General features: G+C 60.9%; 22 protein-coding genes. 9 read left to right on the top strand and 13 right to left on the bottom strand.

Annotated elements, in window-relative coordinates; translation table 11 throughout:
• A complete protein-coding gene (locus AAC126_RS06530; RefSeq protein ID WP_339851279.1) occupies positions 1-1,215 on the top strand; it encodes a serine hydrolase in 1,215 nt (404 codons plus the stop codon).
• Between the two features lie 76 nt (positions 1,216-1,291).
• Positions 1,292-2,908 carry a GMC family oxidoreductase N-terminal domain-containing protein gene (locus AAC126_RS06525; protein WP_339851277.1) on the top strand — a complete coding sequence of 539 codons (1,617 nt, stop codon included), beginning with the start codon at positions 1,292-1,294 and terminating at the stop codon, positions 2,906-2,908.
• A 9-nt stretch (positions 2,909-2,917) separates the two neighbouring features.
• Here the strand turns inward: AAC126_RS06525 and AAC126_RS06520 are convergent, their stop codons facing one another.
• Entirely contained in the window at positions 2,918-4,114 is a 1,197-nt protein-coding gene (locus AAC126_RS06520) for a Bcr/CflA family multidrug efflux MFS transporter (protein ID WP_339851275.1), read from the bottom strand.
• Between the two features lie 236 nt (positions 4,115-4,350).
• On the opposite strand from AAC126_RS06520, the gene AAC126_RS06515 reads away from it, so the two are divergent.
• Both AAC126_RS06515 and AAC126_RS06510 read left to right on the top strand, forming a co-directional pair.
• Entirely contained in the window at positions 4,351-6,714 is a 2,364-nt protein-coding gene (locus tag AAC126_RS06515) for a xanthine dehydrogenase family protein molybdopterin-binding subunit (RefSeq protein WP_339851273.1), read from the top strand.
• Between the two features lie 29 nt (positions 6,715-6,743).
• Positions 6,744-7,346 carry an HAD-IA family hydrolase gene (locus tag AAC126_RS06510; protein WP_339851271.1) on the top strand — a complete coding sequence of 201 codons (603 nt, stop codon included), beginning with the start codon at positions 6,744-6,746 and terminating at the stop codon, positions 7,344-7,346.
• 55 nt (positions 7,347-7,401) lie between these two features.
• On the opposite strand, the gene AAC126_RS06505 is transcribed toward AAC126_RS06510, so the two are convergent.
• A complete protein-coding gene (locus AAC126_RS06505; protein WP_339851269.1) occupies positions 7,402-8,550 on the bottom strand; it encodes an aminotransferase class I/II-fold pyridoxal phosphate-dependent enzyme in 1,149 nt (382 codons plus the stop codon).
• 418 nt (positions 8,551-8,968) lie between these two features.
• Here AAC126_RS06505 and AAC126_RS06500 point away from each other — a divergent pair, with 418 nt between their 5' ends.
• Complete coding sequence (locus AAC126_RS06500) at positions 8,969-9,868, top strand: LysR family transcriptional regulator (protein WP_339851267.1); 900 nt, start codon at positions 8,969-8,971, stop codon at positions 9,866-9,868.
• Between the two features lie 66 nt (positions 9,869-9,934).
• Here the strand turns inward: AAC126_RS06500 and AAC126_RS06495 are convergent, their stop codons facing one another.
• From AAC126_RS06495 to gatC, 4 genes are all read right to left on the bottom strand, one after another.
• The gene (locus tag AAC126_RS06495; protein ID WP_339851266.1) at positions 9,935-10,405 is read right to left on the bottom strand and encodes a heme-binding protein; all 471 of its coding nucleotides are present in this window, start codon (positions 10,403-10,405) and stop codon (positions 9,935-9,937) included.
• Positions 10,406-10,563: 158 nt separating this feature from the next.
• Positions 10,564-12,030, bottom strand: a complete 1,467-nt coding sequence (gene gatB / locus AAC126_RS06490) for an Asp-tRNA(Asn)/Glu-tRNA(Gln) amidotransferase subunit GatB (RefSeq protein ID WP_339851264.1) — start codon at positions 12,028-12,030, stop codon at positions 10,564-10,566.
• A 1-nt stretch (position 12,031) separates the two neighbouring features.
• Positions 12,032-13,516: an Asp-tRNA(Asn)/Glu-tRNA(Gln) amidotransferase subunit GatA gene (gene gatA, locus AAC126_RS06485; RefSeq protein ID WP_339851262.1), complete on the bottom strand. Its 1,485-nt coding sequence runs from the start codon at positions 13,514-13,516 to the stop codon at positions 12,032-12,034.
• A complete protein-coding gene (gatC, locus tag AAC126_RS06480; protein ID WP_339851260.1) occupies positions 13,516-13,803 on the bottom strand; it encodes an Asp-tRNA(Asn)/Glu-tRNA(Gln) amidotransferase subunit GatC in 288 nt (95 codons plus the stop codon). Before gatC ends, gatA begins: the two co-directional genes overlap by 1 nt.
• A 92-nt stretch (positions 13,804-13,895) precedes the next feature.
• On the opposite strand from gatC, the gene ruvX reads away from it, so the two are divergent.
• From ruvX to AAC126_RS06465, 3 genes are read left to right on the top strand one after another with little or no spacing between them, the layout of a single operon-like run.
• On the top strand, positions 13,896-14,357 hold the full coding sequence (gene ruvX, locus AAC126_RS06475; protein WP_339851258.1) for a Holliday junction resolvase RuvX: 462 nt from the start codon (positions 13,896-13,898) through the stop codon (positions 14,355-14,357).
• Between the two features lie 49 nt (positions 14,358-14,406).
• Positions 14,407-15,372 carry a glycosyltransferase family 9 protein gene (locus AAC126_RS06470; RefSeq protein WP_339851256.1) on the top strand — a complete coding sequence of 322 codons (966 nt, stop codon included), beginning with the start codon at positions 14,407-14,409 and terminating at the stop codon, positions 15,370-15,372.
• A complete protein-coding gene (locus tag AAC126_RS06465) occupies positions 15,369-15,815 on the top strand; it encodes a transglutaminase domain-containing protein (RefSeq protein ID WP_339851254.1) in 447 nt (148 codons plus the stop codon). Before AAC126_RS06470 ends, AAC126_RS06465 begins: the two co-directional genes overlap by 4 nt.
• A gap of 54 nt (positions 15,816-15,869) precedes the next feature.
• On the opposite strand, the gene AAC126_RS06460 is transcribed toward AAC126_RS06465, so the two are convergent.
• Entirely contained in the window at positions 15,870-16,919 is a 1,050-nt protein-coding gene (locus AAC126_RS06460) for a hypothetical protein (protein WP_339851253.1), read from the bottom strand.
• 638 nt (positions 16,920-17,557) lie between these two features.
• Here AAC126_RS06460 and AAC126_RS06455 point away from each other — a divergent pair.
• Entirely contained in the window at positions 17,558-17,848 is a 291-nt protein-coding gene (locus tag AAC126_RS06455; protein ID WP_339851252.1) for a hypothetical protein, read from the top strand.
• A 413-nt stretch (positions 17,849-18,261) separates the two neighbouring features.
• Here AAC126_RS06455 and AAC126_RS06450 read toward each other — a convergent pair whose 3' ends face one another.
• The 6 genes from AAC126_RS06450 to AAC126_RS06425 form a co-directional block, all read right to left on the bottom strand.
• Positions 18,262-19,707 carry a hypothetical protein gene (locus AAC126_RS06450; protein WP_339851250.1) on the bottom strand — a complete coding sequence of 482 codons (1,446 nt, stop codon included), beginning with the start codon at positions 19,705-19,707 and terminating at the stop codon, positions 18,262-18,264.
• A gap of 67 nt (positions 19,708-19,774) precedes the next feature.
• Entirely contained in the window at positions 19,775-20,266 is a 492-nt protein-coding gene (locus AAC126_RS06445; RefSeq protein ID WP_339851248.1) for a PAS domain-containing protein, read from the bottom strand.
• An 82-nt stretch (positions 20,267-20,348) separates the two neighbouring features.
• A complete protein-coding gene (locus AAC126_RS06440; protein ID WP_339851246.1) occupies positions 20,349-20,852 on the bottom strand; it encodes an L-2-amino-thiazoline-4-carboxylic acid hydrolase in 504 nt (167 codons plus the stop codon).
• A gap of 169 nt (positions 20,853-21,021) precedes the next feature.
• On the bottom strand, positions 21,022-21,234 hold the full coding sequence (locus AAC126_RS06435; RefSeq protein ID WP_339851244.1) for a helix-turn-helix transcriptional regulator: 213 nt from the start codon (positions 21,232-21,234) through the stop codon (positions 21,022-21,024).
• Positions 21,235-21,252: 18 nt separating this feature from the next.
• Positions 21,253-21,672 carry a hypothetical protein gene (locus AAC126_RS06430; RefSeq protein ID WP_339851242.1) on the bottom strand — a complete coding sequence of 140 codons (420 nt, stop codon included), beginning with the start codon at positions 21,670-21,672 and terminating at the stop codon, positions 21,253-21,255.
• Between the two features lie 123 nt (positions 21,673-21,795).
• Positions 21,796-22,674 (bottom strand): alpha/beta hydrolase, encoded by an 879-nt coding sequence (locus AAC126_RS06425; protein WP_339851240.1) that lies wholly within the window; start codon positions 22,672-22,674, stop codon positions 21,796-21,798.
• Positions 22,675-22,782: the final 108 nt, after the last annotated feature.

Raw genomic sequence — 22,782 nt, 5'->3', positions numbered from 1 at the left:
ATGACCGACTTTCGCACAGCCAAACCTTCCGCTTTGGGCTTCAGCGGCAAGCGCCTGGAGCGGATCGGCGACTGGATGAGGCGCTATGTCGATGACGGCAAGCTGCCCTTCGTCGAAACGCTGATTGCCCGGCGGGGGGAGATCGTATTTCACGAAACCGTCGGACACCGCGATGTGGAGAACGGTCTGAAGGCGGAGCCGAACGGTATTCACCGGATCTATTCCATGACCAAGCCGATCGTCAGCGCGGCGATCATGCAGCTTCTGGAAGACGGCAAACTGCAGCTCGACGATCCGCTGGCCTGGCACATTCCGGAACTGGCGAACCTGAAAGTGCTCGAAGAGGATGGTGAAAGCACGCATGTCGCCAAGACCCAGCCGACCCTGCACCATCTGCTGACCCACACATCCGGCCTGACCTACGGCATCTTCGATCCGGGACCGGTCGGCAAGGCGCTGCGCAAGGCGAAGATCGATTTCTCCGAGAAACATGGCCGGCTGGACGAGACCGTCGCCAAGCTCGCCGATATCCCGCTGGTCTTCGAGCCCGGCACACGCTGGAACTATGGCGTCTCGACGGATGTACTCGGCCGCGTGGTGGAGACCGCTTCCGGCATGTCCCTGCCGGAATTCCTGCATGAACGCATTTTCGAGCCGCTCGGCATGGAAGACACCTTCTTCGCCGTGCCCTCCGACAAGCTGGACCGATTCAGTGCCTGCTATGCCAAGACCGAGGATAACGGTATCCGCCGGATCGACGAGATCGAGGACAGCCGCTATGCCAATTCGGTCACCATGTTCTCCGGCGGCGGCGGGCTTTGCTCCACGGCGAAAGACTATATGCGTTTCATGGAGATGATCCGCACCCATGGCGGCAAGGGCAGCGATCCCGTTCTCGGCCGGAAATCCGTCGAGCTCATGCTGATGAACCACTTGCCGGGCGACATGGCTTCGATGGGCCAGTCCGTGTTCAGTGAAATGCCGATGAAGGGCATCGGCTTTGGTCTGGGTGGCTCGGTCGTGCTCAACCCTGCACAGGCACAGGTCCTCGGAACGGCCGGTGAATGGGCCTGGGGCGGCGTCGCCTCGACCGGATTCTGGATCGATCCGGTCGAAGAGCTGAGCGTGGTTCACATGACCCAGCTCATGCCGTCCTCTTCCTATCCGCTGCGGCGCGAACTGCGCACACTGGTCTATCAGGCGATGACGAACTAATAACGTTCCCGGCGGCGCTTGCCCGCCGCCGGACGAATGACAAAACAATAAAAAACGACTTCAGGGATGGAATGACGTGACCAGGGACCTCGGGGCCTATGACTACATCATCGTCGGCGCGGGCAGCGCCGGCTGCGTGCTGGCAAATCGGCTGTCCGCCGATCCGGCGAACAAGGTCCTGCTGCTGGAGGCCGGCGGTAACGACAATTACCACTGGATCCACATCCCCGTCGGCTATCTCTACTGCATCGGCAATCCGCGCACAGACTGGCTGTTCAAGACCGAGGCGGAGCCCGGTCTCGGCGGGCGCGCGCTCAACTATCCGCGCGGCAAGGTGATCGGCGGCTGTTCTTCGATCAACGGCATGATCTATATGCGCGGTCAGGCGCGGGACTACGACCAGTGGCGCCAGCTCGGCAATCCCGGCTGGGGCTGGGACGACGTGCTGCCCTACTTCACCCGCTCCGAGGGCTTTCAGGTTCGTCTTGAGGATGGCCGCAACCCGGATGGTGAGCTCAGGGTCGAGAACCAGCGGCTTTCATGGGAGATCCTCGACGCCTTCAAGCAGGCCGCCGTCGAAGCGGGTATCCCGGAGACGGACGATTTCAATCGGGGAAACAACGAAGGCGTCGGTTACTTCCACGTCAACCAGCGCAAGGGCATCCGCTGGAGCGCCGCCACGGCCTTCCTGAAGCCGGTGAAGCACCGCTCCAACCTGCATATCGTCACCCACGCCCATGCCAAGGCGCTGGAGTTCGACGGCACGCGCTGCACCGGTCTCTCTCTCTCGGTGAACGGCCAGGACGCCCGCGCCACATGCAGCGGTGAGATGGTGCTTTCCGCTGGAGCTATCGGCTCCCCGCAAATCCTGCAACTCTCCGGCATCGGCGATCCAGCTCTGCTGAAAGAGCACGGCATCGACATAAAACACGCATCCGCCGAGGTTGGCGGCAATCTGCAGGACCATCTGCAGATCCGCTGCGCCTACAAGGTCTCCGGCGTTGAGACACTGAACCGGCGGGCCAATTCCTTCTTCGGCAAGATCGGTATCGGACTGGAATATGCCCTGTTCCGGCGCGGGCCGATGACCATGGCACCGTCCCAACTCGGCCTGTTCGCCAAGTCGGACCCGTCCAAGGAAACGCCGGACCTCGAATATCATGTCCAGCCGCTCTCCCTCGATGCCTTCGGCGAGCCGTTGCATTCCTTCGGCGCCTTCACCGCCAGCGTCTGCAATCTGCGCCCGGAAAGCCGGGGCACGGTCTCGATCAAGAGCGCGGACCCGATGGCGGCCCCGGCGATCCGGCCGAACTATCTCGCCTCCGAAGCGGACAAGAAGGTCGCTGCCGATGCAATCCGTCTGACCCGGCGCATTGCCTCCCAACCCGCATTGTCACGCTATGAGCCGGACGAGTTCAAACCGGGACCGGAATATTCGGATGCCGACGAGTCCCTGGCGGAAGCCGCCGGTCAGGTCGGCACAACGATTTTCCATCCGGTCGGAACCTGCCGGATGGGAGACGATGCGACGGCCGTGGTCGATCCGGAGCTGAAGGTGAAGGGCTTCCAGAATCTCCGCGTGGTCGACGCCTCGGTAATGCCGACCATCACGTCCGGCAATACCAATGCCCCGACCATCATGATCGCGGAAAAAGCCAGCGACCTCATTCTTGCAGCCGCACGGGCGGGATGATTCCGGCGGCTACAGCTTGCGGCAGAGGGTAAAGAAGGCCAGCAGCGCGATCAGGCCTGAGGCTCCCATCACGGCGCACATGGAAAAGGCGGTGCCGTCATGCAGCGCGCCGACGACAAAGGCCGCAACCGCCCCGCTGCCGAACTGGGCCGCCCCGAGGGTGGCTGCGGCGGCACCGGCGTTTTTCGGATAGCGCGCCATCAACAATGCCATGCCATTGGCGCCGAGGATCGGCACCATGGCGACAAATACCATCAGCCCGGCCATGATCGTGACCGGCCCTTCGAGGCCAGCCTGCTCGATCACGACCAGATAAAGTCCTGCCGTGAAGGAAATCAGCACCCCGCCGGAAAGCAGGCTTTTCAATTCGAAACGCCGGGTCAGACGGCTGTTCAAGAAAGCCGCTCCCATGATTGCCGCCGCATTCATCGCAAACAGCATGGCATAGAAGCCCGGCGCGATGCCGAAATGCTCGATGAACACAAAGGACGAGCCTGAAATATAGGCGAACAGCCCGGCGAAAACGGCGGCACTGGCAACGGTGAGGCCAAAAGCCGGACCGTCGGACAGAATATGCCAGTAGGCCCCGAGAGCCTGTGCCATGGTCATTCCGCCCCGCGCTTCCTTGGAGTGGGTTTCCGGCAGTAACAGCACCACAACCAGCATCGCCAATGCGCCGAAGCCGAACAGCACCGCGAAGATCGCTCGCCAGCCGGAAAACTCAAGCAGGAGCGCGCCTGCCAGCGGCGCCAGGATCGGCGCCAGAGTGGTCAGCACCATCATCAGGGAAAGCACCCTGGCGGCTTCCTGCGCCGTGAAGAGATCCCGAACGACCGTCCGGGCCAGAATAGAGGCTGCCCCGCCGCCGATCGCCTGAAACAGCCGGGCAATGATGAGCTGATCGATTCGCTCCACATACACACATGCGAGAGACGCGATGATGAAAATAAAAATCCCGGTCATCATCACGGGACGGCGGCCGAAACGATCCGAAATCGGGCCGTAGAGCAGCATGCCGGCTGAAAACCCGGCCATGAACACGGCCAGGGTCGCCTGAACCTCACTGGCCGGCACACCAAGATCGCGGGCGATGGACGGCAAAGCGGGCAGATACATGTCGATCGACATCGGCGCAAAGGCCGCGAGTGCCGCCAACAGAACCACAAGCCCCGATCTGGGCAGCGTAAAACGCGCATTCGCTAACATTAAAAACTGTCTCCAGGTAAGCGCCGGACAGGCACCCCGCACAATTGCTCTCCCCGGTTAGCGGCTGGGCAAGCGGAAGAGATCGGCAGAACGTCAAAAGCGATTTTCATCGAGATACCACATCATGCCGCAATGCAGCGTGTTAAATGGAAAAGTCCTTGCCCGAGGCGGCTCACCCACTACGATATTTGCACACAATCCGTCGCGCCCGCGAACGGCCTTACAGGGAAAGAACCATGGATTCTGTCGTCGAAGACAATCAGCTCGGCATGATGAAGTACGGGATCGGCCAGCCGGTAACCCGCTCCGAGGACCCGAAACTGCTGCGCGGCGAGGGTAATTACACCGACGATGTGAATCTGGACGGCCAGGCCTATGGCGTGATGGTCCGCAGCCCCTATGCCCATGGCACCCTGAACGGGATCGACACGGCGGAGGCGAGCGCGGTGCCCGGCGTTATTTCAATCCTGACGGGCGCGGACCTCGATGCAGCCGGCCTCGGCACGATGAAATGCGGCCTTCCGCTGAAAGGCCGCGACGGCAGCCCTATCAACTATGTGCCGCGCCCGGCACTGGCGACGGACAAGGTGCGCTATGTCGGCGACCCGGTCGCCATTGTGATCGCAGAGACCGCCACACAGGCCCGCGACGCGGCCGAGCTGGTGGAGCTGGACATCGATCCCCTGCCCGCCGTCACGGACGCCCGCGCCGCCGCAGAGGCAGGCGCACCGCAGCTCTATGACAGCATCTCCGGCAACACCGCCATCGACTTCCAGTATGGCGACACGGCGAAAGTCGATGCGGCGCTTGCCGAAGCCGCGCACGTCACCACCTTGCCCCTGCGTAACAACCGGATCGTGGTCAGCGCGATGGAGCCGCGCTCCGCAGTCGGCTCATTCGATGCGGCCAACGAAGGCTACACCTTGAATGTCGGCTGTCAGGGCGTCTTCGGCATGATGAACACGCTGGCCAAGCAGGTGTTCAATATCGAGCCGGAAAAGATGCATGTCGTCACCGGCAATGTCGGCGGCTCTTTCGGCATGAAAGCCGGTGCCTACCCCGAATATATCTGCGTTCTGCATGCGGCGAAGGTCCTGGGACGGCCCGTGAAATGGACCGACGACCGGTCCGGCAGTTTCCTGTCCGACTGCCACGGCCGGGACCATGACATGACGGCGGAACTGGCGCTGGATGCGGACGGCAAGTTCACCGCGCTGCGGATCACCGGCTACGGCAATGTCGGCGCGTTCCTGACCGCCGTCTCGCCGATGATGCCGACCATGAACACGCTGAAGAACGCCAACAGCGTCTACCGGCTGCCGCTGATCGAAGTCGCCTCCAAGGCGGTCTTTACCAACACCACGCCGGTCACCGCCTATCGCGGCGCCGGGAGGCCGGAAGCGAACTACTACATGGAACGGCTTATCGAAACAGCCGCACGGGAAATGGGCATCGACGCCATCGAGCTGCGCCGCCGCAACCAGATCCTGCCGAGCGAAATACCCTATGCTGCCGCCAACGGCATGAACTACGACAGCGGCGATTTCCCGACCATCATGCAGAAAGCCGTCGAAGCCTCCGACTGGGACGGTTTCGCCGCCCGCAAGGCGGAGAGCGAGAAGCGTGGCAAGCTGCGCGGGCGCGGCGTCGGCTGCTATCTCGAAGTCACCGCGCCGGTGCAGGAAGAGATGGGCGGCATCCGGTTCGAGGAAAATGGCGACGTCACCATCATCACCGGCACGCTGGATTACGGCCAGGGTCACTGGACCCCGTTCGCCCAGGTGCTGCACCAGAAACTCGGCGTGCCGTTCGAGCGTATCCGGCTGATCCAGGGCGACAGTGCCGAGCTGATCGCGGGCGGCGGTACGGGCGGCTCAAAATCCATCATGGCCAGCGGCGCCGCCATTCTCGAAGCCAGCGACATTGTCATCGACAAGGGCAAGAAGATCGCCGCCCATGTGTTCGAGACTGCGGTCGAGGATATCGTTTTCGAGGGTGGTGCCTTCCAGGTAGCCGGTACCGACAAGACGGTGACCGTCACCGAACTGGCGGAGCAGCTTCGCGGCGGGCTGGACCTGCCGGAGGATCTGCCCCGGGATCTCAGCGTGAAGCACATCTTCGACGCCGCCCCGTCGGCCTTCCCGAACGGCTGTCATGTCTGCGAGCTGGAAGTCGACCCGGATACCGGCGTGGTCGAGATCGACCGCTACAACATGGTCAATGATTTCGGCACCGTGGTGAACCCGCTGCTGGTCGAGGGTCAGGCACATGGCGGCATCGTGCAGGGCCTCGGTCAGGCGCTGATGGAAAATGCCATCTATGATTCGGAAGGCCAGCTTCAGACCGGCAGCTACATGGATTATGCCGTGCCCCGCGCCAGCGACGTGCCGAGCTTCACCTTCGCCACCCATGCTGTTCCGGCGACGACGAACCCGCTCGGTGCCAAGGGCTGTGGCGAGGCAGGCTGTGCAGGCTCCCTGCCCTCGATCATGAACGCCCTTGTCGATGCACTGGCGCCGCTCGGTGTGAAACATATCGACATGCCGGCAACGCCGGAGAAGGTCTGGGCGGCCATACAGGAAGCACGGGCCGGTCTCTAGACCGGCGTTTCGCTTCCGGCGAGGGCCATATGCAACGATGCCTCATGCTGGATGTTGACGGCGTTGTCGTCACCGGGCGCCCGGAGGATGGGAAATCCTGGGCCACGGATATCGAGCGCGATCTGGGTATTGCGCCCGAAAAATTGCACGACGTGTTTTTCGCGCCGCATTGGTCCGGGATCGTCACAGGCGGAAAGAACCTGACGGACGTGCTCGCAGCCTGCCTGCCCGTCCTGGCGCCCGCTCTCACCGTGCAGGAATTCACGGACTATTGGTTTGAAAAGGATTCCCGTCTTGATGAAGGCGTTCTTGCGGAATGTGATGAACTCCGCGAACACGGCATGCGCATTTTTCTCGCCACCAACCAGGAGCACATGAGAGCAGCCTACCTTATGGACGCCCTGGCACTCCGAGATCATGTGGACGGGATGATTTACTCGGCTCAGCTCAAGGCCCGCAAACCGCAGCGCGCGTTCTTCGATGCAGCCGCGCGGCACAGCGGCTCACGCCCGGAAGATCTCATCCTCGTGGATGATACCGAAACCAACATCATCGCCGCTCGTGACGCGGGCTGGCAGGCCATGCTCTGGTCGAAAGGCGCGCGCCTGATGTCCCTGCTGGAGATCAGGTAAGACTGTTCCTGGCTCCGGGCCGGCATAGGAAACACCGGCCCCGAACCTGAAACGCTTATTCACCCAGCGCCTGTTCCAGATCCTGAATCAGGTCTCCCACATCCTCGATCCCGATCGAGAAGCGCAGCAGGTCGGCCGGGACCGGTGTGCCCTTGCCCTCGATCGAGGCGCGATGCTCCACCAGGCTCTCGACCCCGCCGAGCGAGGTTGCCCGGTGGATCAGCTCCAGATGCGCCGCGGTCTTGATCGCGGCCTTCTCACCGCCTTCGATCCGCAGCGACAGCATACCGCCGAAGCCGCCTTCCATCTGTTTCGCCGCGACATCATGCGTGGCATGGGTCGGCAGTCCCGGATAAAGCACCGAGGCGACTTTCGGGTGATTGTGGAAATGCTCCGCAATCGCCATGGCATTGTCCGACGCCTTGCGGACCCGCAGATGCAGCGTGCGCATGCCGCGCAGCAGCAACCAGGCCTCGAACGGCCCCATGACCATGCCGTGATCGGTCCGCACCCGGCGGATATCAGTCCACCACTGGTCGGCTTTCGCCGTGATCAGGGCGCCGCCGAGCACATCGCTGTGCCCGTTCAGGTATTTCGTCGCCGAATGCATGACCAGGTCCGCGCCATGCTCGATCGGACGGGACAGGACCGGGCTCGCCGCCGTCGAATCAACACAGAGCTTTGCCCCCGCACCGTGAGCGAGCTGGGCAAACCAGGCAATGTCGAGGCAGTCCCACAGGGGGTTGGCCGGGGTTTCGATCCAGACCAGCTTGGTCTTGCCCGGCTGCACCAGACCGGCGGCGCTTTCCGGATTGTTCACATCGAAAAAGTCGATCCCGATGTTCCACTGGGCAGTGAAGTCCAGCAGCCAGTTGCGCAGGGCCCAGTACATCACCGTCGGTGCCAGCACATGGTCACCGGGGCGCAGGGTCATGAAAGGCGCAACCGCCGCAGACATGCCGGACGAGAAAATCAGCGCGCCCGCGCCATTTTCAAGCCGCGCCAGCAGGTCTTCGGCGACGTCATAAGTCGGGTTTCCGCTGCGGGTGTAGACAAACCCTTTCGGATAGCTGTTATCGGCATCCCGTTCGAAGGTCGTCGAGAGATGGATCGGCGGTGTTACCGCGCCCGTGGTCTCGTCGACATGGCCGAGTGCCTGGGCCGAAAGAGTCTCGGGCTTCAGGTCGTTATTGCGCATTGCCATTGCCGGCTCCGGCGTGAGTTGTATCGTTGGATCCGGTCATCAGCGGATCGCCTATGCCTCTATCACGAGGCGGGAAGAGTGGGAATTGCCCGGATTGTCGCGAGACAAATAAGGCTGCAGTGATTCCCGTTGTCCGGAAATCTCTGCAGCCTCATAAAAAGCCGGTCAGACTGTCCGGGTGTCCATCAAAGTCAGAAAGGACACCGGTTATCGGGTGGGTCTCCGATACATGGCGATGAGGGGCACTGCCACGTTTCGTACTGTCTGCCCGGCGGGGCAATTGAACAGGTCGATAGACGAGCACTGTCATTCTCAGTGTACGAACCGGGCATGCAAACTGATAATTCTCTTTTAAAGCACCGTATTAGTTCCTATAACGAATGAATAATTCCGTACCGTTCAGGGGAAACGCGCTGAAATGGACACTTTAACGGCTATGAAGGTTTTTTGCTCCGTAGTCGAGAATGATAGTCTCGCCGGAGCATCCCGAACCCTCAATGTCTCACCGTCCGTCGTGAGCAAACAGCTCTCGGGACTTGAGGACCGACTGGGCGTACGCCTGCTGAACCGGACAACACGGCGGGTCAGCCTTACCGAGGTAGGGTCCGCCTACTACGAACGCTGCAAGCGCATCCTGGCCGATGTGGACGAAGCGGAGATCGCGGTCTCTCAAGCACACTCCGCACCGCGCGGACTGCTGAAGGTCACGGCGCCGACGACCTTCGCGCACCGGCATGTCGCCCCTCACCTCCCGGAATTTCTCGATCGCTATCCGGAAGTCGAGGTGCAGCTGCTGGTGAACGATCGCGTGGTGGATCTCGTCGATGAGGGGATCGATCTCGCTATCCGGATCGCGCAACTGAAGGATTCCAGCCTGATTGCCCGCAAACTTGCGGTGAACCACCGCATGCTGGTGGCCAGCCCGGACTATCTGAACAAATGGGGCCAGCCGGAAACACCGGATCAGTTAAGCGACCATTCGCTGATCACCTACGCGCCGGGCAACCCGATCAACGACTGGCATTTCATGGTCGACAACCAGCAGAAGATCCTGCGCGCCAAGGGTACGCTGGCCATGAATAACGGCGACTCGGTGCTTCAGACCGTGCTGTCCGGCGGCGGCCTCGCCATGCTGGCGGCCTTCATGGCCGGTGAGCATGTGAAGAGCGGCAAGCTGGTGACATTACTGGAAGATTATGTCCGCGAGGACGTGCCGATCTACGCCGTCTATCCAAGCGGCCGGCATCTCTCGCCAAAGGTCCGGGCATTCGTCGACTTCCTGGTCGATCTCTACAACCCGACGCCGTACTGGCTGTAATGCTTTAGACCGTCATCCCGTTTTTAACGGGATGACGGATATTGTGTGCATTTAAAGGGCTTTAGATTAGCGCCAGCTCTCGTCCAGCTCGGCCGGCTCGCTCGTGTACCCGGCTTTCTGGATACCCTTGCAGGCACAGAACTCATCTTTCTCGGAAAGATCACCGCTGACGCCGACGGCACCGATCACGACACCGTTTTCCATGATCAACGCACCGCCCGGAACGGCCGCGAACTGACCATCGAATGCGGAAGCTGCCGCGACCTGAAAACCAAGACGTTCTTTCAGGCGGGCGCCGAGATTGCGGGAAGATTCACCGAAGCCAAGGCCACCCCAAGCTTTTGCCGTCGCGATCTCTACCCGGCCGATACCGGAGCCATCCTGACGCTTCAGGCAGACCACCTGACCACCGGCATCGAGCACAACAACAGTCATCGGCAGCATCTTTTCAGCCGTCGCAACACTCAGAGCCTCATCGGCGATAATTTCCGCCTTGGCGAGCGGCAGTGCGACATGCAGCGGAAAGTTCCCAGCCATAGTTAGTCCCCTTAAATCAAGATCATCGGTGTAAATGCTGCACTGCTTATAACATCGCCTCACACCACCACGATACGGAGCGGTCATCCGCATCGCGGAAACAGAAAAGGCGGCTCGGGATCGCCCGGCCGCCTTTTCATACAATGTTACTTTCGGGATCAGCCCACGAGTTTCTTCTTCAGCAACTCGTTGACCATGGCCGGGTTGGCCTTGCCCTGGCTCTGCTTCATCACCTGGCCGACGAAGAAGCCGAACAGCTTGTCCTTGCCCGAACGGTATTCCGCGACCTTCTCCGCCTGGGACGCCATGACGCTGTCGATCAGTTCCTCGATCGCGCCGGTGTCCGTGACCTGACGCAGGCCCTTCTCCTCGACGATCGTCGGTGCGTCCTTGCCGCTCTCGAACATCTCCGCGAAGACGTCCTTGGCGATACGGCCGGAGATCGTGTTGTCGGTGATCAGGTCGATCAGCCCGCCCAGCTTCACTTCGTCAACCGGCGAGTCAGAGAGATCCTTGCCCGCCTTGTTGAGGTTGCCGAACAGCTCGGTGATCATCCAGTTCGCGGCCAGCTTCGGATCGCGCCCGTCTGCCACCTTCTCATAGAAGGCCGCTGTCTCCTGCTCTTCCACCAGGATAGCGGCGTCATACGGGCTAAGCCCGAAGTCCGCCATGAAACGCGCCTTCTTGGCGTCCGGCAATTCCGGCAGCTTGGCTTTCTCCGCCTCGACAAACTCCTCGCTGAAAATCAGCGGCAGCAGATCGGGGTCCGGGAAGTAGCGATAATCATGCGCTTCTTCCTTCGACCGCATGGAGCGGGTTTCGCCCTTGTTCGCGTCGAACAGGCGGGTTTCCTGATCGATGGTGCCGCCATCCTCGATGATCTCGATCTGACGGCGTGCCTCGTATTCGATGGCCTGCTGCATGAAGCGGATCGAGTTCATGTTCTTGATCTCGCAGCGGGTGCCGAGCTCGTCACCGGGTTTACGGACGGAGACGTTCACGTCGGCCCGCATGGAGCCTTCCTGCATGTTGCCGTCGCAGGTGCCGAGATAGCGCAGGATGGAGCGCAACTTCTTCACATAGGCCGCCGCCTCTTCCGCCGACCGTATGTCCGGACGGGAGACGATTTCCATCAGGGGGACGCCGCAGCGGTTGAGGTCGATGAAGCTCTTGGTCGGGCTCTGGTCGTGGATCGACTTGCCGGCATCCTGCTCCAGATGCAGCCGCTCGATGCCAATGGTCTTGCTGCGCGGTCCCGGCAGATCCACCGTGATCTCGCCCTCGCCCACAATAGGCTGCTTGAACTGGCTGATCTGATAGCCCTGCGGAGAGTCCGCGTAGAAGTAGTTCTTCCGGTCGAACACGCTGAAACGGTTGATCTCCGCCTGCAAGCCAAGGCCGGTACGGACGGCCTGACGCACGCATTCCTCATTGATCACCGGCAGCATGCCCGGCATGGCGCTGTCGACCAGCGAGACCTGGCTGTTCGGCTCGGAGCCGAAGGTGGTCGCCGCGCCGGAGAACAGCTTGGAGTTGGAGGTCACCTGGGCATGCACTTCGAGACCGATCACGATCTCCCAGTCACCAGTGTTGCCCGCGATCAGGTTTGATTTTTCCTCGGTCATCTTACTTCCCTCCCGCAAGGAAGCCCGGCAGGGCATCGAAGCCCGCCGCCTGTTCCAGAACGCCGCCAACCTTGAGGACCGTTTCCTCGTCGAACGCCTTGCCGAGGATCTGAAGTCCCAGCGGCAGGCCATCGCCGGAAAGACCGACCGGCACGGAAATGCCCGGCAGGCCCGCAAGGCTGGCCGGCACGGTGAAGACGTCGTTCAGATACATCTTGATCGGATCGTCCTGGTTCTCGCCGATGGCAAAGGCCGCCGACGGCGCCGTCGGTGTCAGGATTGCATCGACGGTCTGATAGGCGTCGTTGAAATCCTTCTGGATCAGCGCCCGGACCTTCTGCGCTTTCAGGTAATAGGCATCGTAATAGCCAGCCGAAAGCACGTAGGTGCCGATCAGGATGCGGCGCTTCACCTCTTCGCCGAAGCCTTCGGCGCGGGTGTTCTCGTACATATCGATCAGGCTGTCCCCATCGACCCGGAGGCCATAGCGCACGCCGTCATAGCGGGCCAGGTTGGAAGAGGCTTCCGCCGGGGCGATGATGTAGTAGGTCGGCAGCGCGTACTTGGTATGCGGCAGGGAGATATCGACGATCTCCGCCCCCGCGTCCCGCAGCATATCGGCACCCTTTTTCCAGAGGGCGGCGATTTCCTCCGGCATGCCGTCAACCTGATATTCCTTCGGAATACCGATCTTCATGCCCCGGATATCGCCGGTCAGCGCCGCCTCGAAATCCGGCACCGCGATATTGGCGGAGGTGGAATCCTTCGGATCGTGCCCGGCCATGGCACCCAGCATCAGGGCGGCGTCGGAGACGGTCCGGGTCAGCGGACCTGCCTGGTCGAGCGAAGAGGCAAAGGCGACAACCCCCCAGCGCGAGCAGCGGCCATAGGTCGGCTTGATGCCGACAATGCCGCAGAAGCTGGCGGGCTGACGGATGGAGCCGCCGGTATCGGTACCGGTCGCCGCGATAGCGAGACGGCCGGAGACGGCCGCAGCGGAGCCACCGGACGAGCCGCCCGGAACCAGTTTCTGGTTACCGCCGCCGGAACGGCGCCACGGGTTTTCGACCGGGCCGTAATGGCTGGTGATGTTGGCGGAGCCCATGGCGAACTCATCAAGATTGAGCTTGCCCAGCATCACCCCGCCGGCGTTCCAGAGATTCTGGCTCACCGTCGACTCGTATTCCGGCTTGAAGCCGTCGAGGATGTGGGAGGCCGCCGTGGTCAGCACACCTTCTGTGCAGAACAGATCCTTGATGCCGATGGGCAGGCCTTCCATGGCCCCGCCCTCGCCGCGTGCGAGCTTTTCGTCGGAGGCCTTGGCCATCGCCCGCGCCTTGTCCGGCGTCTCGGTGATAAAGGCGTTCAGGCTCTTGCCCGCTTCCATGGCGCCGATATAGGCCTCGGTCAGCTCGGTAGAGGAGGTTTTTTTTGCCTTCAGCGCGTCGCGCGCCTCGGTCAGGCTGAGTGAGAGAAGATCGCTCATTATTCGACCACCTTCGGAACAGCGTAATAGCCATGCGCCCGGTCCGGCGCGTTCGCCAGCACCCGTTCGGGATAGGCGCCGTCGGACACCGCGTCGGCGCGCAGCGGCAGGCCGTGGCCCGTGACGCTCGCCAGCGGCTCGACATTGTCCGTATTCACTTCACCCAATTGCTCGACGAAGCCGAGAATAGTGTTCAGATCACCGACCATGGCATCCAGTTGTGCGTCGTCGGTCTTGATACGCGCGAGATGCGCGATTTTCGCGACAGTGGCTTTGTCAAGCGACATCGGATAAGGCTCTCCGTAATATTCGGAAATTCGCGGCAGCTCCATACACCAAGCACAGAGCCGCAAAACGGTGGCGAAGGTATCACCCTGACATGACATTCTGCAACCCCGCCGACCTGCCAGGAATGATGGGCAAGTTCACCCGTATTCTGGGGCTGGACCTCGGCTCCAAGACCATCGGCATCGCCATCTCCGACCCGTTCCTGCGCGTCGCCTCGTCGGTCACCACCATCCAGCGCCGGAAGTTCACCAAGGACGCCGAAGAGCTGGCGCGGATCGTCACGGAAAAGAATGTCGGCGCCTTCCTGATCGGCCTGCCGCTGAACATGGACGGCACCGAGGGCCCCCGGTGCCAGTCGACCCGCGATTTCGCCCGTGAGCTGATCCTGCGCATCGACCTGCCGGTCGCGTTTTTCGACGAGCGGATGAGCACCATGGCCGTCGAGCGGGCCATGATCGACGCGGACATGACCCGGAAGAAACGCGCGGCCCGGGTGGATCAGCTTGCCGCGGCCTATATCCTGCAGGCCGCGCTGGACACGATACCGGACTGAGCCACCCCGAATTCCAGCATCCAAGACAAGACAGAACCAGAGAGACCCGATGTCGATATTGTTCATTACCTCCACACGGATCGGCGACGCGATTCTCTCGACCGGAATTCTCTCCTGGTTGCATGAGCAATATCCCGAAGACGGCATCACCATCGCCTGCGGCGGGCCGGCGTCGAAGGTATTCGGCGAAGTGCCGAACCTGGAAGCGCTGCACATCATCAGGAAGCAGCGCAATCACGGGCACTGGTGGCAGCTCTGGCGGGCCATGGTGCCCCGAAAATGGCGCGTCGTTGTCGATCTGCGCCGCTCCGCCATGCCCTGGCTGCTGCTGGCCGGAAAGCGCTACAGCGTCCCCTACGACCGGGCCGGGCGGCACCGGGTCGAGCTGAACGCCTCGATGTTCGGCATTCCGCCGCAGAACCCGAAGATCTGGACCGCGCCGGAACACCGGGAGACTGCGGAAAAGCTGCTCGCGGGAGCGAAAACCCCCGTCGCGCTCGCCGTCGGTGCCAACTGGGCGGGAAAGACCTGGCCAGCGGACCGGTTCGCGGCACTGGCGGACAGTATCCGGCAGATGAAAGCCTTCGCGCCGGGCGCCGAGATCGTACTCGTCGGCGGTCCCGACGAGCGGGAGGCTGGAGCCGCTCTGCTGGAGAATCAGGATGGAGGCCGGGTGATCGACGGCTTCGGGCTGGACATCCTCTCGACCTACGAGCTGCTGAAAAGATGCCGCCTGATGGTCGCCAACGACAGCGCCATGATGCATCTCGCGGCAGCCTCCGGCATTCCGACCATCGGCCTGTTCGGGCCGACAAAGGACCAGCATTACCGGCCCTGGGGCGAGAACGGCTACGTTATCCGCACCCCGGACAGCGCAGACGCCCTTATGGCCCGCCTGCGTACCGACCCCGCTTCGGTCTCGACGCTGATGGAAGGCATCACGGTCGATGACGTCCTGGCGAAAATCGCAGAGCTGGAAAGCCGGGGCGCGATTCCGAACACCCGCCAGGCATGAGTACCGCCCCTTCCCGGCAGGAACTGACCCGCATCGCCGGGGACGTCCGCCGGTTTCTGGAAGGGCTATGGCCCGAATGGCACGCCCTCAGGGGCCGGGCGCTTCCCGATCCCCTCTCCCTCGGCACCTGCCAGACCACCAGCCTGCTCCTCGCCACTGTTCTGCGGGAACACGGATTCGATGCGGCCGTCGCCCAGGGCAATGCACCGGGGGCGACGGAAGGCTATCTCCACGACGGCATCTGGCACGGGCATGCCTGGGTCAAATGCGGCGGCTGGATCGTCGATATCTGCGCCGACCAATATGGCGCCCCGCCGGTTTCGATCAGCCCATCAGACGATCCGCGCTACCGGACGGGCCGGGACACCGCATATGAAAGCGCGAAACGGCAACGGCAGGAGTTGGCCAGCTCCGCCCTCGAAGCCTGGCGAAAGCGCCGCTGACGCTTGATCAGCGGCATTCTTTCCAGCCGAAAAGCCCCGTCCGCGCCAGCCCGGTCAGAATCCGTCCACGAACATCTCCGCGTTCATTTTCCGGGCCGCGATCACTGGCTCCGAAGTCTCCGTCTCGTAACCGCCCGGACGCGGAACGCTGACGGCGAGACCGTTCTCGGCAATCTTCAGGATCATCTCTTCATAGCTCATGTTCAGATTGAGCAAACAGCCACGGTAAAAGTACCCCTTGCGGAGGCCGGGCATGAGATTGGCTTCGATGAAGTGCGGCACGTTGTCGTGGCTCATCTTGATGTCGATGCGCCCGAGCGACTTGCCGTCGAGTGCCCGGAACGCCGCCTTGGCAAGGTCGCCGAGGCGCGCGTGAATTGCCATGTCCGTCACCATCTCGACGGTCTCGGCATCCTGCTTCTTGATATCGTAATCGAGAATACGGTCCCCGTTTTGATTGGGAGCGGCGATGATCTCGATCGGCATGGCGCGCAAGGTTCCATTGGTTGCGTCTTCCAGAATGCCGACGCTGTATTCCCGGCCCGAGAGATACGTTTCCACCAGTGCGCGGCTGTTCTGCGTCTCATGGATATCCAGCACCTTGCGCCGGAAGCTCTCGAAATCATGCACCACGGAATTGGCATCCACGCCCCGGCTGTCTCCCCCGGTGACAGGCTTGACGAAGAGCGGAAAGGCAATCGGCACGGAGGCGGCGGTCGGATGTTCGCCCGGAGCTGTCTGGAAATACCGCGCGGTCGCGATATTGGCCTGCTGCATGATGCGTTTGGCGCGGGCCTTGTCATGCTCGTTGTCGAGCGCTGCCTTGCCTGAGGCAATGTAGGCAATGCCATGCAGGTCCAGGAAATCGTTCAGCCACAGATCCTGGCCGCCGAAATTGAAATATTTGACCCCGGAGAACACCAGATCCGGCCGCCGTGCGGCCAGAAGCTCCAGATCCTTCTGCGTGTTTATCTGGGTGATGCTGACATCGTGATAATAACCCGACAGGATTTCCTGAACGGCCGGCACATCCAGCTCAATCCCGACATTCTTGCGATTGGCCGTGATGTCCGTGAGATAGGGCACGGTAACAATTTCAATCACCTTGTTCCGGTTGCGATCAACAGGGGAGGCTGTGCCGGGAGAGACCGCTGTTTGACCGGCATGTCGCGGGAACGCTTTGGCGCGCGGCCGGTAATCAAGGGACGTTCTGGGATCAAGGGAGGCTCTCGATTTCAGGAGAGCCCCGGGTTTCAGGGACGTTCTGATGATGGTTTTGTCATTAATGTCCAAAATGGATCCTTCACCGCTAATGCGTGTGATACCGCGGGAGGCACGTGTGTGCTCCCGGGGGCGAAAATGTCAGAAATGCTCAGTAAACAAGCGCGGAGAAACCGAATTTCTCAACCGCAGCTGCATGAGCCTCTTCCTTAGCAGCAATTGCGGCGTACAGATATGACGATCTTCATGAGCCCCGGACTGCCCTGCCCGGCTCACCGGCAAAATACAGGCCCTGCCAGCAGTGTTTTCGCCGGAGAATGCGGAGCCGATGGCCGACCCGATGCTCGCCCCGGCGGAGTCCGGGTTTCGCGCTCAAACGGGAGGGTATTCAGGCGTGGAACACTTATTGCGATCACGGTGCCACCACGCCGATGGCACCCCTTAAATTCCGCTTTTAATGGATTATCTCAAGAGCACGTCACGTGCTCAGGAGATGTCACGGACGTTGAGAGGAAAATATGATGTTGTCTTTAACGAGATTGCTCATCGTCGCCACTGTTCTCGTCGTCACACAGGCCGGATCCGCCTATTCCGCCGGAAAAAACCCGACGACGATCACCACCCTGAAAGCCTGCGAAGCCGCGATCCAGGATACCCAGGAAGCCCGCGCGGGAAACCCTGACCTTGGCCCCAAATCCGCAGCGGTCTTTGACAGCCTGCTAGAGCTTGCGGCCCAGCGCTGCAAGGACGGCGAATATCAATACGCGGATGACTTGCTTATCGTCGCACGCGGCATGGTCGCGTCCGAGTAAGACGAATAGGCAGTCCAAGGGACACGAAACATAATCCACGCACCCGGGAGACAAGTTTCGTGTCCCCATATCATCCCCTCCCCCTCAGGCCATCACCCCGTCCGGAAACATCATTATTCCGCCCCCAACATCGTCATCCCGCACGTGATGCGGGACCCAGAGAGCATAGAACACGGCCCCACGCCCCCCCTGGGGCCCGGCTCTCCGGCCGGAATGACGATGCTTTCTGTTTCAAAGTCGGCCAGCTAATTACGTATCGTCCCCTAATCCCCGGTCACGAGCGTCCTCAGCAACGAGACCGAGATCACGAACGCGCTTGATATGCTGCTAACTGGAATATGACATTGCGTTGCGGGATGCGAAATGCCGTTGAGGAGAGACCGCATATTGTGATTTAGGAACCGCAACACGAATTAAATGTCGTGCCTCCTTAGTTCCTGAATAGATCTCATACCCAAATCTGCCTCATCTGATGACGCAAACAACTGTGGCCCCCAAGATAGTTCGTTCTGTATATGATTTGCTGTATCAAGAACTATTGCACGACACCAGTTTGCGACTTTAAAAAACGTCATAGCCGTGTTTGTATCAATACCCAACATTTCGTCACGACTAACCCCAGCACTCCTTACTGCTTCCAAAACACGACCTCTCCACTCGTTACGAGGTGATGGAATCGGTACGAAATGCACAACTTCACCTCGTAGATTCGATAAAAGACCCAGTTTGTTGATCAAATTTTGGTCCGCAAAATCACTCAATTGCAAAATGAACATAAACCGCTTTATTTTTTCCTTGGAAAGGGGCTCTGCGGCAACCTCGTAACACGATGCGTTTAATTCTTCTTGATCGACAAACAACTGAACTCGCGCCAAAATAGAATTTAGTAAAGAATCTAATGAACTTACATAAAGAACAATACTCGGAGCAATCATCGGCGATCCAGAAAAATTAATACTTGGTCTTTTTGAGATCGCTTCACGATGTAATGTTGTTGCAGATTTCCAGTAAGCCTGCGTCAAGTCTGAGAACATTTTTTTAGAGTCATCTGATCGATAAGCAGCCGCAGTTTTGTGACGCCTCAATTGGATCGAACTAAGATTAGAGATGCTTTTTTCTCTCGCATTTATGGGAACACGCGACTTAATTGACGCGTTCAAAGGTGAATTTCGTCCCTCAGCCTCACCTGCTCCCTCCCGCGCCCCAACCAACGCCCTCATCTTTCGCACCGCCGCCTCCGGGCTGGTCAGCACCGGCCGGTCAGTCACCGCGCGGCAGGCCGGGGCGGCTGGGGCCATGGAGAAATGGGCCAGCAGGAAGACATCCGCGTCCGCCGTGCGGGCGACCGCGTCGGCGATGAGGCGGTTGTGGGTTTCCGCGTCACCACCGTTCAGCGCCTCCCGCGCGCCCTCCGCGAAAACCGTTGTCAGGCGTGCTCCGGAATCGCGCCGCGCAGCCTCGTCGCGGAATTCCTCCGCCATGCCCTCGACCGCCGCCGGGAAGGTGTAGATCATCGCAATACGCCTTCCGTGGCCAAAGGCCTCCTCGAACATGGCTTCGTTCGGTTTCAGCACCGACAGCGGCGATGTACGCGCGGCCTCCTCTATCGCTTCGCCAAAGGCCGAACAGGTGTAGAGGATGCCCGCAGGCCCCGTTCCCTCGGCATAGCGCGCGAGCGCCACGGTCCGCGCCGCCAGACCCGGCGTCAGGTAGGCTTCCTTCGCGCGGTCGACCGAGAGAGCCTCGTCCAGCAACGAACGGATCTCGGCCTCCGGCCAAATTTCCCGGAACGCCGTCTCTATCGGGGCTATGGCGAGCGGCGTTGCGTGGATCAGGGAAATGCGGACTGGATTGGACATTTTTGAGTTCCAGAAAATTGGCTCTTACGGGGACACAATTCAATTCGCGCTCTGACCGTCACGCCCCTCACCCCTCCGGGTTCGGCTGCATATAAACGATGGCACTCAGGATCACATCAACATCAGAGCCATTCGCTGCGAATGGCAGGAACACCCGTTCGAGTGCAGCGAAATCCAGCCTGAAGCTGGTCGGCGACACGCCATATCTGTAATTAGGCAACCCCGACTCCACGACCTCGACCCTATGGCGCACGAGCAATTGCTCATCGGCATTCGGCCAGACCTTGTCAAGATACTGGCCCGTGAAATCAGCGCCCATCGCCTCGACGATTGCGGTTCCCATGAGACGAACCCGGAAGCGGTACGGGTCCCGTTCAACATCGGTCAGCACGAGGTTAGGTAGAACTCTCGAGACGCTCAGCGGATCGAAATCCGCCCGCGCGGGTATACGGTCACCCGGATGGATCGCTATCCAGTGGGAGAGGAGTTCACGTATCGCCGTAGTCTGCGCCTGCTCCCTGATGTCCCTGGCGCGCGGGAGACTCGGGTGTTCATGCATGTTCTGTCCGGTTCAGTGAAACGCCCCGAGTTCATGTTGCAACGCCATTCCCGGGATTGCCAGATCTTTAGCCCCCGAAAACTCAACCCTCGGTATTTTCAACCCCTCCAAAAGTTGAATTTTTATGATTATACCGATATCGAAAATCGCAATGGCTCGCCCCACGCATAATGGTCTGCCCGCGCTGCATCGTGATCTTGTCGGAATAGCCTTCGCAGAAGCTGCCGTCCCGGTTGCAGGACAGCAGGTGGCCGATGTCGCCGAGGCCCATGTCCTTGTACATCTCGGCATAGCGGCAGCGGGTGACGTTGAAATGGTAGTTGTCGCCCGTTGCCTCCAGCACCTCGGTTTCCAGAGCGCCGCCCTTGGTCCAGAGGCCGTACAGGTCCTGGAAGTCGCGCATGTTGCGATCCGGTCCGTCGCGTTCGGCGAAGGTTTGTGCCTGGGCGATGGCGGCCTTGCGGATGGCGCTGCTGATAATCTTCTGTGCCACCTCCCGGCCAACCTCCCGCACCATCTCCTCGTAGATCGGTTTGATCACGGTCGCTTCGATGCGGCGTTGCTCGATGATGGGAAGGTCGGTCATGGCTCTCTCCGGGTGATTACGGCCAAGCTCTTTTCAACGGCCCGGCGGACGGTCTCGACCTCATGAAAAGGCCGGGACCGGTATGTTAGAATAAAGCAGGTTCCACGGTGCCGGAAATGGGGCCGGTATTCGGAGAATTCGCCGGCACGCGGGACCGTGCGGCGCGCCTTTACCGGTCTTGCGGTTCAGGAACGTCCTCCTCGAAAATCTCTTCGACTTTCAACCCGAACAAGCGGGCTATCCGGAACGCCAAAGGCAATGACGGGTCGAACTTTCCGTTCTCGACCGCATTGACGGAGTTTCGAGAAACACCAAGCCGGCTTGCAAGGTCTGCCTGGGTCCAGCGCCGCTCCGCCCGCAGAACACGAATCCTGTTTTTCATATCAGCCTCGGCCCGCCGCTATCGCTTGGATGCCCACCACATCCAGTTGCCAATGGCACAAACCACGCTCTGAACCAAGACGACAAAGACTATGCCCAATGCGAAGCCAACCACCGCCGGCGATAAACCGCTTTTCGAGAAGGCCGCGATGTCTGTCACGGCGCCCTGAAGTTCCGGCATTGCGACCATGAGCATGACGAGTGCGATGGAAACGGGAACGCCGACGCCGCTGGCGGCCGCCAGGCTGTATCTCAGGCTTGCGGATTGCAGTTCATCGCCACCCCTGAATATCGAGAGGAAGACCCATCCGGACCACGCCACACAAAGAGTGGTGAAGAGGACGGTCACAAAGAAGGGAACCTCGACAACGAAAAACAGAGCCGCGCCAAGAAAGACCGCAATCGCCACACCATATTGAGATCGGGCAGAGGCAGGCATGATAACTCTCCTTTTCAAAATGACAAATAAACTTGTCATTTCTAGGAAGACGCTGTCAAGCCCCGGAGGCGCCCTTACAGGCGCCTCCCCCTCCTCTGTCCGATATCTCAGTGGCCCGGCATGTCAGCGGCCGAGCGTGCCGCCCTTGAGGGAACGCGGGTCGCGCAGGCCCCAGCGGCCAGCCTCGACCTCGTGGAAGAAGTCGAGAATGGTGCGGTTGAACAGGGCCGGCTCCTCGATATTCAAGGTATGGCCGGTGTTCGGAAACATGGCATGCCCGGCGGACGGGATGGTGCGCTTCATCAAGAGGCCCGGCTCAAGGCAGCTTTCGTCCTCGTCCCCGTTCACGATCAGGGTCGGCACGGTCAGTGCCGCCATCTGCTCCCGCAGCTCCCAGAGCGACGGCCGGTTCGCCTGCACTCCGCGCAGGGTGTTGGCGGAGCCTTTGCTGGAATGCTCGCCGAGCTGTGCCGCGAACTCGGCCCAGCCGCGCGGGTCCTTGTTCTGCAACTGCACCCGGGCAGGCTCCAGCGCGTAGGTCGGGGCGATCTTGTCCATCCCCTCGCTCTCGATGCGCTGCGCCAGCTTCTCCGACTGGGCCTTGAAATCGTCCCGCCGCTCCGGATCGGCGCCGTAGCCGCAGCCCGCGACGACCAGCGACAGGGCGCGTTCGGGATAGGCCAGACCGAAATGCAGCGTGGCGAAGCCTCCCATGGACAGGCCGACGATATGCGCCGCCTCTATATCGTTCGCATCCAGCACGGCCTTGATGTCGTCCCGCGCCCGTTCCTGCGAATAGCGGGCGGGATCTTCCGGCACGTCAGACGGCGGATAGCCGCGCGCGCTGTAGGTGATGCAGGTGTAATAACGGGACAGCCCCCGGACCTGGCTCTCCCAACTGCGGTGGTCGCCGGCAAATTCATGCACGAAGACGACAGGCGTCCCCTCACCGGTCGTCTCGCAATAGAGCGAGATGCCGTCATCCGTACTCACATAGCCCATTTCAGCCTCCCCGTTATTTATTGGTTGGGAGTGACTATGCAGGATCGGGCGGCGGCGCCAAAGGGGCCGGTTTGCGAATGAACTGTTCCGAATGCGGCGCTGGTCCGG

Source organism: uncultured Nisaea sp. (genome assembly GCF_963974195.1).
Lineage (GTDB): Bacteria > Pseudomonadota > Alphaproteobacteria > Thalassobaculales > Thalassobaculaceae > Nisaea.
Note: the sequence above shows the minus strand (reverse complement) of the source record. Positions and strands in the feature narration are given on the sequence as shown.